Source organism: Paracoccus sp. M683, from assembly GCF_007096355.1.
GTDB lineage: Bacteria > Pseudomonadota > Alphaproteobacteria > Rhodobacterales > Rhodobacteraceae > Paracoccus.
Genome location: NZ_VKDF01000004.1, coordinates 415,310 through 427,432 on the forward strand (window position 1 = coordinate 415,310; position 12,123 = coordinate 427,432).

The following is a 12,123-nucleotide window of genomic DNA, read 5'->3' on the forward strand; positions in this document are numbered from 1 at the left end:
GGCCGTGGCGGCGGGGGCGCATATCCTGTGGCGCCGGCTGGACCGGCCCGGTCATGATGCCTGCCGGTTGTGGTCCGAAGGCGCATTGTGGCGGATCGAGGGCATGGCGGTCTGGGCCGACGCGAGTGGCCCGGCCCAGATCGCATATGAGGTTTCGGCCAGCGAGGATTGGGTAACCCGCAGCGCACGGCTGATGGGGCGCGCTGGAAAGCGGGCGGTCAGCCTGTCGATCCATCGCGACGATCTGGGAAACTGGCGGGTGAACGGCGAATCCGTGCCCGAGGTGACGGGCCTGCGCGATATCGACCTGGGCTTTACCCCAGCCACGAATACGCTGCCGATCCGCCGCATGCGCGCCGCGCGTCAGGACGGCGCTGATCTGGCTGGCGCATGGCTGGACCCGGATGACTGGCAGCTGAAGCCGCTGCCGCAGCATTACGAAAGGCGCGGGGACAATGGCTGGCATTACCGCTCGCCCAGCCATGATTTCACCGCGGATTTGACAATTGATGGCGACGGGCTGGTTACAGACTATCCGCCGCTTTGGATTAAAGAGGTTTGAATGGACGCGCGTAACGAAATGGAACTGCCCGAGGCCGAGATCAGGGCGCATTACGCTCAGGCGCTGAGCCTGCTGAACGGGTTCGACCATGCCCCGCGCCTTGGAAAGCCAACCGCTGCCAGCGCCGCCGCCGCAACCACAGCGCCCGAACGCTCGCCCGGCATTCCCCGGACCTCGCGCTTTCGCTCTACCACGCCGGGGCTGGCGGGGCGCACGACCGCGCGGCCCTCGGGCGTGCAGCTGATCGACCGGATTGAAGGCATCGGCGGCGACGATCTTCCCTCGCCCGCCGCCGCGACTGCGGCGCGCGCCTTGCGCCGGGCGCTGGCCATCGCGCTGGCCGTTGCGGATGAGGTCGCCGCACGCTCTGGCGCGGCAGAAATGAAGCGCGCCAATCTGGAAGGCCGCCTGCCAGCGGAAAAGCGGACCGAGTTTGGTGAATTGCTGGCGGTGGAAGCACTGGCCGCGCTGTCCGTCTTTGCCAATGCCACGGCCTTTCTGCTGGCCGAACATGCCGGCCCCGAAACGGTCGAAGGCATCACCGCCGACGAGATTCTGACCGACAGCCCGCTGACCGCCCTGCAAGGCGCGCTGTGGGAAATGGATCAGAACCTGACCCGCGCCAGTGATGACAAAACCCTGATTGCCGCCGCCATCGCCTTTGCCGAGGCGCTGTCAGCCGCCGTCGCTGCCCGCGCGGAAACCGCCCCCCGCACCGGCGCCTTCACCGGCGCAAGCTGGCGCGTGGCGGCTGATGATTTCCCCATCGCCGGCTTTGCCCCCGCGACAAAGGCGCGCGGCAAGCCGCTGATCATGGCCTTCAAGAAACCGGAAGAGGTGATCGGCAACGCCATTGCCAAGCATCAGGCGATGCGGCTGGCGCGGATGCTGGCGGCCTATGATTTCGACCGGCGGATGAACCCTTTCGTGGAACTGGGTGGCTTTGTCTTTACCTTTCTGGGCGACGGCAAACCCGGCACCGGCAAGACCACGCTGATCCAGATGATGGCGGGGATGCTGAACGATTACTGCACCATTGGCGGCTATCCCTTCCGCTATGCCAACCTGTCCGTGGACAATATCGACAGCTATCAGGGCAAGTCGGGCCAGAACGCGCGGGCCTTTATCGACAGCATCATCGACCCCTCGGTCATCGGTTTCGGCACCATCGACGATATCGACCAGATCGCCGGCAAACGCGGCGACCGACAGTCATCCGCCGGTCAGCAGGAAATCACCGCCGTGCTGATGGAAGCCTTTGCCGGTGCCAGCACCGTGGTGCGCGGCAATTGCACATTCGGGATGTTTTCCAACTATGCCGAGAATATCGACGACGCCCTGCGCCAGCGCGCCGCCGCCCGTTTCCTGATCGACGGGCCAAAGACGCGGGCCGATTACATCGACATTCTCTCGCTGCTTCTGGGCAAGCGCCACGACATCCCCGTCGGCCAGCACGATCTGATGAAGGCGCAGGCCATGGAAAAGGCCGTCGCAGAAAGCTATGAGGGCCATTCCCGCCCGCACGAGGCTGGCTTGGAAAAGGTCTTTGGTGAGGTCACGGCGCAATATGGCGATCTGACCGATCTGGCCGAACTGGGCAGCTATCTTTACGCCATTTCGCAGGCCGAGCCACGTTTCACCGGCCGCGCGGTCAAGAACATCACCGACGCGGTCAAGGCCCGCGCGATGGATTTCGACATGCCCGACGAGTGGTTCGAAACGCCCGAGCCGTTCCTGCACCAGCCCTATGCGCGCAAGCTTGAGATGATCTCGGCCCTGCGCCAGCCGATCACGACGCGGATGGTGGTGCAGGAAATCAACCGCTATGCCGACAGCGAGTGGCGCTATAGCGACAGCGCCGATGAACGCGCCATCGACGATGCAGTGCGCGGGATGGAGCGGATGGCCGAGGCGCAGAAGCGGTATCGGGGGGATGCCTAGGCGATGGCATTCTACTTTCCTCCGCCTTGGTATGTATTGCTGCTGTATACGTCGATCATCGCTGTTCTGCCGGCGCTTCTGTCGCTGTTGGTGATCTGGCTTGTCGAACGGCATGCTGCGCGATTGGGGATGGTTCAAATGCTGGTCATACAGGCATTAGGGCAAGCCATTGGTTTCGCGTCATTCATGGCCTTTCTGGGGCGGGATATGCGGGATATCATCAAGGTCGCGCCGATGATGCCGCTGTTCACAATCCCCGTTTGGGTCGGGGCTGTATGGCTTTATTCGCGATACGGGCGGCGGTTGGTTCGGGCATGAGAATTGCGGATGCCATCAGCATGAAACCAACCAATCAGCAGCGGTCGATGCCATCCGCATCCCCAAGGTGACGCCATCACAAGTTCCCCGATCATATTGGCACTGGCCGGCCGGTTTCTTGGAACCCTGTTGCCAAGTGGCGTGGTCCAGAATGCAGTGAATGAATGGATCAAGGGTGACAGCCTGTTCAAATCGCTGATCACGCTGCTGGTCGGTGCTACGGTCCTTGCCGCCGCTTGCCTGGTGTTCCTGTCGCCGACCACGCCCCTGCGCCAGACCGCTGCATATGTCCGCTTGCCTGATGGGTTGATCGCCTTGGCGATATTCTGGCCGCCTGTCGCCCTGGGCGCGACTTGGGCGCTGTTGCGCGGCAAGTCCGGCCATCTCGTTCTTGCGATCGTTGTGGGCTCGCTGCTTACGTTGGGTGCAGTGTTGTTCGGATGCTCGGCATTTTTTGGCGTCTTGTCTTTGGTTGACGCTTGCAGCGCCTCGAACCAGGGCATTTTGCGGGCGTTCTTCGCCATGTTGACGGCGCCGCTGTTTCTGGGTGCAATCTCGGGACGATTTCAAAGGAGCATGCTGCCATGAAACGCCTCATCGAAAAGGGCCTGATGTTTGGCAACCTGATCCGGGTGAACTCGACCGCTTGGGTCGGGCTTTATAACCGTGCGCTGAAAAAGATCACCGGCCGCGAAACCGCGCTGACGGAATTTCACATCGACATCAGCGGCTATTCCCCCGAAATCGGGGATGAGCTGGGCGATATGGGTTATCTGCGTCCCGATGGCGGCAACCGTCAGTTCATCCTGCTGACGACCGAGCAAAAGACCGCGCCGCTGCTGAACGCGGATCTGTCCGTGCTGCGCGACGTGCTGCGTGCCTTTATCGAGGATAACGAAAGCCAGCTGTTCAGCCTGACTGCCCGCGATGCGGTGCTGGGCGAGATCGACGATCAGGTCTGGCAGGTCTCGGGTCCGGCGGATCTGCTGAACATCCGTCACCTGAAGGTCAGCGCCGATACCACCGGCAATCACGTGGCCGAGGCCGACCGGCTGACCGCCATGATCCAGCAGTTCCGCGCCCAGCCCGATGCCTGGTGGGATGATGTGCTGATCGCGCGGATGATCGAGCAGGCGCAGAAATCCGGCGATGTGCTGCGCAACCCCGTGCATCTGCAAAAGACCGATTTCGAGGTTCCCGATTTCTGGACAGCCGATTTCGGCGGTGTCTATGTCATGCGCTCGGCCAAGCAGCCGGCGATGATCTTTGCCGATCCCGCGCAGCGCATCGACATCCATGGCACCACCACCATGTCGCTGGATCAGCGCAATGCCATTGCCGCCTGGCTGGCCCGCAATGCGCTGGCCGAACCGATCATCAGCGCGCGCGGCGCCGACGCCGCGCCGATCCTGCGCCAGAAGATCGACTTTGTGCTGGTCGACGCCGCCACCCAACTAAAAATCGACACCGGCAACAGCAGCCGGGCCGAGCTGCGCCGCGCCGCCGCCCGCATGGGCAGCCAGTTGCCGGCCGAGGTCCGGGGCCTGGCCAATCTGCTGCGCTATGCCGAACAGGGTGGCGACTGGCCGGTCATCGACAGCAGCGATCCGGCCTATTTCTATGCCATCCGCGCCACGCCGGGGCCGGCGCGCGATCTGGTAAATCGGATGCTGTCCGAACTGGGCCCCGATGATGTGCGTCAGCTGTTCATCACCCATAAGCCGCTGTTCTATCGGCTGTATCAGACCTGGGACGACCAAAAGCGCGAATATGTGGCCGAGTTTCTGGCCCGCGAATACCAGATCGACAAACAAGGCACCCGCGACGCCTTGTTCGGGCCGGAACCGGGCATGGCCGAACCCGAACGCCAGCAGCCTGTCGCTGGCCCATGGGGTGCCGCGCGTGCTAGCCTGACCGAGGCGGCCGCCGTGCCGAATGTCAAAGGCCCATGGGGAGGCTGACGGGTGATCGCACTGTTTCGATTGATGCTTTTGGTGCTGTTGCTGGAAGCGCTGTTCTATTTCCTGTTCTGGATCTATATCCGCTCGCTTCGGCGTGAAACGCTGGAAGGTGAATGGGACCAACGCCATCCCGACAAGGCAGGGAACAACCCGCAGCGCGCCGAGTTTGTTCGAAAGTCGATGGTCGGATTCGAAAAAAGCCTGCGGGCGCGGTTGCTGTGGCTGGTCTTTATCCTGCCCACGGCCGCGATCATGGGGATCGTCTATTGGGTCAACTGGCAGTAAGGGGCCGCAAATGTATTATGTAAAGGTCGTCTTTGGGGTGCTGCTGGGCGTGATCGTCTTTGCCTTTCTGGACTATACGCTGCCTTCGAAGAATACGGTCAGGATCACCAATACCTATAACCGGCTGACCTATATCAGCCCCACCAACAGCATCTTCTATGCCAGCGACGATACCGGCACGGTCGAGAACCAGCAGGGTCAGCGCGACATACGTTTCATCGACACGGTGCGCCCCAACGGCAAGGTCTTTGTCTATCGTAACGAGGATACCGGCTGGATCTGGCCGCCTTATTTCAAATATGACAGCTCGAACCTGCATTCCGAGGCGACGAACCTGCAATCGACGGCACAAAGCCCGCAATGGGTCAGCGTCACGGCCTATGGCTGGCGGGTGCCGTGGCTGTCGATCTATCCCAATGCGATTTCCATCGACACGGTGGCCGGTCCGACCGAAAGCCCGCGCAACTGGCCTGCGATCATCATCTGCACCGTGCTGCTGGTTTTCCTGCTGCTGATCTGGCGCATGTGGGCGCAGTTCCGCCAGCGCACCATCGACCCGGCCGTCGCCCGCGTGGATCAGGCCTGGGACGACGTCGAGACCCGCGCCGACGCCGCCCGCGACCGCGTCGTATCCGAGGCCAGCGAAGCCAAGGGTCGGTTCAGCGGTTGGTTGGGGACGTGGCGGGGCAAGCCTCGCCCCTGATTGTCTGCCGCCGGGGTCTTGTGCTGCCAAAACAGCGCAGCCAGCCCCGGCAACAGGCGTCGAAACGGGGGCGCGCCAATCCGGTAGAACTGCTCTTCAGTCAGTTTTTTCCGCAGATGCGGCTGGATCATCGGAAACATGATAGCTGCCTTTCATTTTCATGGTTGAAAAGATAACCTGCGGATTCGGGTCGATACATGACCTGAATCCGCAAGGTATCTTTCAAAAATGAAAAACATCAGCTGGGATGACCTTCAGATTTTCTACCATGTCGCCGCGACGGGAGGCCTGTCCGGCGCGGCCCGTGCGCTGGATCTCAGCGCGCCAACCATCGGGCGCCGAATGTTGGCGCTGGAGCAGATGACAGGTCAGGCGCTGTTTCACCGATCCCAGACGGGCTATGCCCTGACCCGTGCCGGCGAGACGCTGCTGGTCAAGGTTCGCGCCATGCACGCGGCGGCGCGTCCGGTCCATGATCTGCTGGGGGCCGAGGCCGAAACGCCGCTGGTCCGGCTGTCGGCGGGCACCGCCACGGCCATGTTTCTGGTTGACCGGTTCGCTGCCCTGACCCGGCCCGGCGACGATTTTCGCCTGAACGTGATCACCACCGAGGCGGTTCTGGACATCGCTCATCGCGAGATCGACCTCGGCATCCGCAACCGCCCGGCCGAGACCGGCAATCTGGCCTCGCGCCCGCTTGGCACCCTGCGCTTTGCCCCCTATCGCAGTTGGGCGGCACCGCGCCCCGAACTGCTGGAATGGGTGGCGATGGACCCGGCCCATGCGCGCCATCCGGCGGCGAAATGGCTGCATGCGCAGGATTTGCCGATCCGCGCGATGGCCAACACGGTGGCCACCTTGCACCAGCTGGTCCGCGCCGGGGCGGGGATCGGGGTGATGCCCTGCATGATCGCCGATGCCGATCCGGCACTGGCGCGCGCCGGCCCGCTGATCGAGGATCTGACCGAGACGCAGCATCTGGTCATGCATGACGACGACCGCCACCGCCCGCATATCCGCCGCCTGATTGACCGCATCGTTCAGGTTTACAAGGACAATGCCGAATTGCTGGGGGGCGCGCGTCCGCTGCGCGGGTGACGCCGCACGCCGCTTGCCGCCCGGCGCGGGCGCGGCTAGGCTCGTGCGATCCGCAAGGCCGAGGGGACCATGACCGCCAGCAACCGAAATCCCGGCACCGATCTGCGCCTCGACTGGTTCGAGGGCATTCGCATCAACACGCCCGCCGTCGAACGCCGCGCGGCGACGCTGCCTGCGCGGCGTAGCCTGAAGAAGGACTGGCAGGCCGCATGGCTGCTGAACGCCGTGCGCTGCATCGACCTGACGACACTGGCGGGCGACGATACCGAAAACCGCGTGGCGCGGCTGTGCGCCAAGGCGATGCAGCCCATCGCCCCGGAACTCTTGGATAAAGTGGGCGTCGAGAGCCTGACCACCGGCGCCGTCTGCGTCTATCCGACCATGGTTGCCGCTGCGAAACGCGCGCTTGGCAATTCCGGTGTGCCCGTGGCCAGCGTCGCCACCGGCTTCCCCGCTGGCCTGATGCCCTTGGACCTGCGCCTTGCCGAGATTCGCTATGCCGTCGATCAGGGCGCCGATGAAATCGACATCGTCATTACCCGCGCCCATGTGCTGCAAGGCAATTGGGCCGCGCTTTATGACGAGATCAGCGCCATGCGCGAGGCCTGCGGGGCCTCGAAAATGAAATCCATCCTTGCCACCGGCGATCTGAAATCGCTGGAAAACGTGGCCAAAGCCAGCCATGTCGCCATGCAGGCAGGCAGCGACTGGATCAAGACCTCGACCGGGAAGGAAGGGGTGAACGCCACCCTGCCGGTGTCGCTGGTGATGTGCCGCACCATCCGCGACTACCGCGAACAAACCGGCCATAAGGTCGGCTTCAAGCCCGCCGGGGGCCTGCGCACGGCCAAGGATGCGATCAGCTGGCAGGTGCTGATGAAAGAGGAACTTGGCACCGACTGGCTGAAGCCCGACCTGTTCCGCATCGGCGCATCGTCCCTTTTGGGCGATATCGAGCGCCAGATCAGCCATCACGTCACCGGCCGCTATGCCGCCGGTTACCGCCAAGCCATCGCCTGAGGGAATTATGACCAGCGTGAGCGAACTCATGAACAGCATGGAATACGGCCCCTCGGTCGAAGACAGCGCCGCCGTGCGCGACTGGCGGCGGGCGAACGGTCCGTTCGGCCATTTCATCGGCGGCAAGTTCACCAAGCCGGGCCAGACCTTTACCACCAGCGACCCCTCGACCGGGCAGGCGCTGGCCGAGGTGACGCAGGGCACGGCTGACGATGTCGAGGCCGCCGTCAAGGCCGCGCGCCGCGCGCAAAAGGGCTGGGCGGCGCTGTCGGGGTCGGAACGGGCGCGCTACCTCTATGCCATCGCGCGGCATGTGCAGAAGCGCGAGCGTTTCCTGTCGGTGCTGGAGACGCTGGATAACGGCAAGCCGATCCGCGAAAGCCGCGATATCGACGTGCCTCTGGTGGCGCGGCATTTCTATCATCACGCGGGTTGGGCGGAACTGCGCGACAGCCAGTTTCGCGGCCATGCGCCGCTTGGCGTTTGCGGCCAGATCATCCCGTGGAACTTTCCGCTGCTGATGCTGGCCTGGAAGATCGCGCCCGCCTTGGCCGCCGGGAATACAGTCGTTCTGAAACCTGCCGAATACACGCCCCTGACCGCGCTGGCCTTTGCCGAAATCTGTCAGGAAATCGGCCTGCCTGCGGGCGTGGTCAATATCGTCACCGGCGACGGTGCGACGGGGGCGGCCATCGTGGCCTCGGATGTGGACAAGATCGCCTTCACCGGCTCGACGGAAGTGGGCCGCGCCATTGCCGCCCAACTGGCGGGCACGGGCCGCAAGCTGACGCTGGAACTGGGCGGCAAATCGCCCTTCATCGTCATGGAGGACGCCGACCTTGACGCCGCTGTCGAGGGCGTCGTGGATTCCATCTGGTTCAATCAGGGTCAGGTCTGTTGCGCCGGTTCGCGTATCCTCGTGGCCGAGGCCGTGGCGCCGCGCTTTGAATCGCTGTTGAACGCGCGCATGTCGAACCTTCGCCTTGGCCCGCCCTTGGACAAATCCACCGATGTCGGCGCCATCGTCGATCCGGTGCAGAAGGACCGCATTCAGGCCATCTGCCGCGCCGCCACCGATGCGGGCGCCGAACTGGTCGGCGGCCAGCCGGGCGAGGGCTGTTTCATCGCGCCGGGCTATCTGAAGAATATCACCCCGACCAATCCGGGGATGGAGCAGGAAATCTTCGGCCCTATCGCCACCCTGTCCACCTTCCGCACGGCGGATGAGGCGGTCGAGCTGGCCAATAACACCCGCTACGGTCTGGCGGGTTCGGTCTGGTCGGAAAGCGCCACCGTCGCCACCGATCTGGCCGCGCGGATCAAGGCGGGCGTGGTCTGGATCAACTGCGCCAATTTCTTCGACGCGGCGGCGCCCTTTGGCGGCTATCGCGAAAGCGGCTTCGGGCGCGAGGGCGGCTTTACCGGCATGCTGGACTATCTGGCCGAACCGCCCGTGCGCGCCCGCAAGGAACCCGAGGCCAGCGCCCCCCTCACCGCCCCCGGCGGTGAGGGCAAGGGCGGCGGCATCGACCGCACGGCCAAGCTCTATATCGGCGGCGCGCAGAAGCGCCCCGATGGCGGCGCGAATTATGCCGTGCCGGGCGGCATGGCGCCGCTTGGCAGCCGCAAGGATATCCGCAACGCCGTCGAGGCCGCAGCCAAGGCCGGAAAATGGGCCGGCATGGGCGGGCACGCCCGTGCGCAGGTCCTCTATTACATCGCCGAAAACCTTGCCGCCCGCGCTGACGAGTTCGCCAAACGCACCAGCAAGGCCGAGGTTCAGGCCACCATCGACCGCGCCTTTCACTATGCCGCTTGGGCCGACAAGTTCGATGGCCGCAATGTGCAGGCCAAACCCGGTCATCTGGTGAACGTCCTGCCCGAGCCTTACGGCGTCATCGGCATCGCCTGCCCGAACGGGCAATCGCTGGCCGGGTTCATGTCGCTGGTCATGCCCGCCATCGCGATGGGCAATGCCGTCGTGGCGATCCCGGCGCAGGACGATCCGCTGCCGGTTCTGGACCTTTATCAGGTGTTCGATACCTCGGACCTGCCGGGCGGTGTGGTCAATATCGTGACCGGGGTGAAGGACGAATTGGCCCGCGTGCTGGCCGCCCATGATGAGGTCGCGGCGCTGTGGTATGTCGGCGACAGCGCCGGTCTGGCGGGCGTGGAAAAGGCTGCTGGCGGCAATCTGAAGCCCGTCTGGTCGCCCGAGAACCGCGACTGGACCGGCCCGCAGGCGCAGGGCGAAAGCTTCCTGCGCCACGCCACCCAGACCAAGACCATCTGGCTGCCCTATGGCGCGCTGCCCGCCGGGACCGGCAGCGCGGCTTACTAGGGGGTCACGCCCATTCAGCGCGTCGGGCGACAGCCGCCCGGCGCATCAGTGCCGTGTCGATATCGACGGCCACGAAAACCGCACCCGCATCGGCGGCGGCGCGGGCCAGATTCTGGTCGGGCGACAGAAAGCCCGCAGGCATCCCGGCAGCTGTCAGCCGCTGAATGGTCTCGACGATCTTGGCTTTGACCTCGGGGTGGGCGGCATTGCCCAGATGCCCCATTGAAGCCGCAAGATCAGCAGGCCCGATGAACACCCCGTCAATGCCTTCGATGGTGACGATCTCGTCCAGATGCTCCAGCGCCTCAAGGGTTTCCAACTGGATCAGCAGGCAGATTTCTTCATGCGCGCGATTGGCGTAGTCGGGGATCGCCCCGTAAAGCGAGGCCCGCGACAGCCCCGACACGCCCCGCATTCCAAGCGGCGGGTAACGCACGGCGGCCACCGCCGCCCGCGCCTCGTCCGCCGATTGGACATAGGGGATCAGCAGGGTCTGCGCGCCGCCATCCAGCAGCCGCTTGATATCCACCGCGTCATTCCAGCCGGGCCGCACGATGGCGGTGATCGGATAGGGCGCCGCCGCCCGCAAAAGCGGCATCAGGTCGGTGGAATCCATCGGCGTATGTTCGGCATCCAGCAGAATCCAGTCATAGCCGCAATTTGACAGAAGCTCGACATTGCTGGGATCGGGGATCGAGCACCAGACGCCGATCTGGCGCTGATTGGCCTTGATCGCGGCTTTGAAGGCGTTTTTCGGCAGATCCATTGGCGCATGTCCTTACGGCTGAGTCGTGGGATATTTGGTATACAATTCTTGCCGCGCCGGACCGGTATTGCAACCCGTCATCCGCCCTGTCCGGGCACCACAATCTGGCCACTGGCGGCGGCCTGCTTGACCGCCTCGATCACCTCCAGCGCGGCCAGACCGTCGCGTGCGGTGACAAGCGGTGGTTCCTCGCGCCGGATCACCCGGCCGAATTGCGCCGCCTGCAAGACCAGTGGATCGGCGAAATCGAAGGGAATGCGGGTGGCGCTGATCGGTTGCCACCAGCCGCGCTGGCCGGGATTGGTCCACAGGGTCAGGCTGGGCAGGGCAAGCGAGCCATCGGTGCCCGCGATCCAGTAGCAATCCTGCGAGGTGGCCGGGTAGGCGGGGTTTTCCCGCGCCGTCAACTCCCAGCTAAGCGGCGTCAGCGCGGTGTCGCTGACATTCACCGTGCCAAGCGCGCCGCTCTCGAATTGCAGGGTTATGGTTGCCGTGTCCTCGACCTCAAACCCGCGAATGGCGCTGGATTCCATCGCCTGCAACCGGGTGATCGGACCACAAAGATGCAGCATCAGGTCGATGTCATGGATCAGGTTCAGATAGACCGGGCCGGCACCCTGGGCACGCCGCCAGCCGGCTTCGAAATAATCGTCCGGTTTCAGGAACATGGCGCTGCCCTGGACCGAGGCGATGCGGCCAAGCGTTCCGCCTGCGATCAGCTGCTTGGCTTTCACGATCAGCGGGTTGTGGCGGCGGTGATGGCCGGTGGCGACAGGGATGCCGGCCTGTTCGCCCGCATCTACGATGGCGCGGGCGCTTGCTAGATCCGAGGCCAGCGGCTTTTCCACCAGAACCGGCAGACCGGCGGCAATGCAGGCCAGCGCGCCCGATGCGTGCAGCTGGTTGGGCGTGGCCAGAATAACGCCGTCCGCGGAGCCGGCGGCCAGCATCGTTTCAATTCGGTCGAACAGGGGCACGCCGAATTCAGACGCGGCGGTTTCGGCCGCAGGCGTCGGATCGGTGAAGCTGGCCAGCGTCACGCCGGGCGCGATCGTAATGGCCCTGGCATGGGCGCGGCCGATCAGACCGGCGCCGACGACTGCGATGCGACTGGCCGGCGGGACCACC

At 64.3% G+C, this 12,123-nt stretch carries 12 protein-coding genes; 10 read left to right on the forward strand and 2 right to left on the reverse strand.

The features are described from left to right. Nucleotides 1-4 precede the first annotated feature (4 nt). From FNJ84_RS08795 to FNJ84_RS08840, 10 genes are all read left to right on the forward strand, one after another. Nucleotides 5-562: a putative glycolipid-binding domain-containing protein gene (locus FNJ84_RS08795; protein ID WP_185968465.1), complete on the forward strand. Its 558-nt coding sequence runs from the start codon at nt 5-7 to the stop codon at nt 560-562. Beyond that, on the forward strand, nt 563-2,503 hold the full coding sequence (locus tag FNJ84_RS08800) for an ATP-binding protein (protein ID WP_143792737.1): 1,941 nt from the start codon (nt 563-565) through the stop codon (nt 2,501-2,503). Nucleotides 2,504-2,506: 3 nt separating this feature from the next. Next, nucleotides 2,507-2,821 (forward strand): hypothetical protein, encoded by a 315-nt coding sequence (locus tag FNJ84_RS08805; RefSeq protein ID WP_143792738.1) that lies wholly within the window; start codon nt 2,507-2,509, stop codon nt 2,819-2,821. A 96-nt stretch (nt 2,822-2,917) separates the two neighbouring features. Next, complete coding sequence (locus tag FNJ84_RS08810; protein WP_143792739.1) at nt 2,918-3,409, forward strand: hypothetical protein; 492 nt, start codon at nt 2,918-2,920, stop codon at nt 3,407-3,409. Then, nucleotides 3,406-4,782 (forward strand): DUF6638 family protein, encoded by a 1,377-nt coding sequence (locus FNJ84_RS08815; RefSeq protein ID WP_185968466.1) that lies wholly within the window; start codon nt 3,406-3,408, stop codon nt 4,780-4,782. The genes FNJ84_RS08810 and FNJ84_RS08815 overlap by 4 nt, the downstream gene beginning before the upstream one ends. A gap of 3 nt (nt 4,783-4,785) precedes the next feature. After that, nucleotides 4,786-5,067 carry a hypothetical protein gene (locus FNJ84_RS08820; protein WP_143792740.1) on the forward strand — a complete coding sequence of 94 codons (282 nt, stop codon included), beginning with the start codon at nt 4,786-4,788 and terminating at the stop codon, nt 5,065-5,067. 10 nt (nt 5,068-5,077) lie between these two features. Beyond that, nucleotides 5,078-5,770, forward strand: coding sequence for a DUF1523 family protein (locus FNJ84_RS08825; RefSeq protein WP_143792741.1), 693 nt, complete (start codon nt 5,078-5,080; stop codon nt 5,768-5,770). A 228-nt stretch (nt 5,771-5,998) separates the two neighbouring features. After that, nucleotides 5,999-6,868 (forward strand): LysR family transcriptional regulator, encoded by an 870-nt coding sequence (locus FNJ84_RS08830; protein ID WP_143792742.1) that lies wholly within the window; start codon nt 5,999-6,001, stop codon nt 6,866-6,868. Nucleotides 6,869-6,937: 69 nt separating this feature from the next. After that, entirely contained in the window at nt 6,938-7,888 is a 951-nt protein-coding gene (gene deoC, locus FNJ84_RS08835) for a deoxyribose-phosphate aldolase (protein WP_143792743.1), read from the forward strand. Nucleotides 7,889-7,895: 7 nt separating this feature from the next. Next, nucleotides 7,896-10,229, forward strand: coding sequence for an aldehyde dehydrogenase family protein (locus FNJ84_RS08840; protein WP_143792744.1), 2,334 nt, complete (start codon nt 7,896-7,898; stop codon nt 10,227-10,229). Between the two features lie 4 nt (nt 10,230-10,233). On the opposite strand, the gene FNJ84_RS08845 is transcribed toward FNJ84_RS08840, so the two are convergent. After that, nucleotides 10,234-10,995, reverse strand: coding sequence for an HpcH/HpaI aldolase/citrate lyase family protein (locus tag FNJ84_RS08845; protein WP_143792745.1), 762 nt, complete (start codon nt 10,993-10,995; stop codon nt 10,234-10,236). 77 nt (nt 10,996-11,072) lie between these two features. Further along, entirely contained in the window at nt 11,073-12,122 is a 1,050-nt protein-coding gene (locus tag FNJ84_RS08850) for a Gfo/Idh/MocA family protein (RefSeq protein ID WP_221931949.1), read from the reverse strand. Nucleotide 12,123 lies beyond the last annotated feature (1 nt).

Coding starts and splice junctions, on each gene's coding strand:
- FNJ84_RS08800 (WP_143792737.1), top strand. CDS start 563: ATGGACGCGCGTAACGAAATGGAACTGCCCGAGGCCGAGATCAGGGCG.
- FNJ84_RS08805 (WP_143792738.1), top strand. CDS start 2,507: ATGGCATTCTACTTTCCTCCGCCTTGGTATGTATTGCTGCTGTATACG.
- FNJ84_RS08815 (WP_185968466.1), top strand. CDS start 3,406: ATGAAACGCCTCATCGAAAAGGGCCTGATGTTTGGCAACCTGATCCGG.
- FNJ84_RS08825 (WP_143792741.1), top strand. CDS start 5,078: ATGTATTATGTAAAGGTCGTCTTTGGGGTGCTGCTGGGCGTGATCGTC.
- FNJ84_RS08830 (WP_143792742.1), top strand. CDS start 5,999: ATGAAAAACATCAGCTGGGATGACCTTCAGATTTTCTACCATGTCGCC.
- deoC (WP_143792743.1), top strand. CDS start 6,938: ATGACCGCCAGCAACCGAAATCCCGGCACCGATCTGCGCCTCGACTGG.
- FNJ84_RS08840 (WP_143792744.1), top strand. CDS start 7,896: ATGACCAGCGTGAGCGAACTCATGAACAGCATGGAATACGGCCCCTCG.
- FNJ84_RS08845 (WP_143792745.1), bottom strand. CDS start 10,995: ATGGATCTGCCGAAAAACGCCTTCAAAGCCGCGATCAAGGCCAATCAG.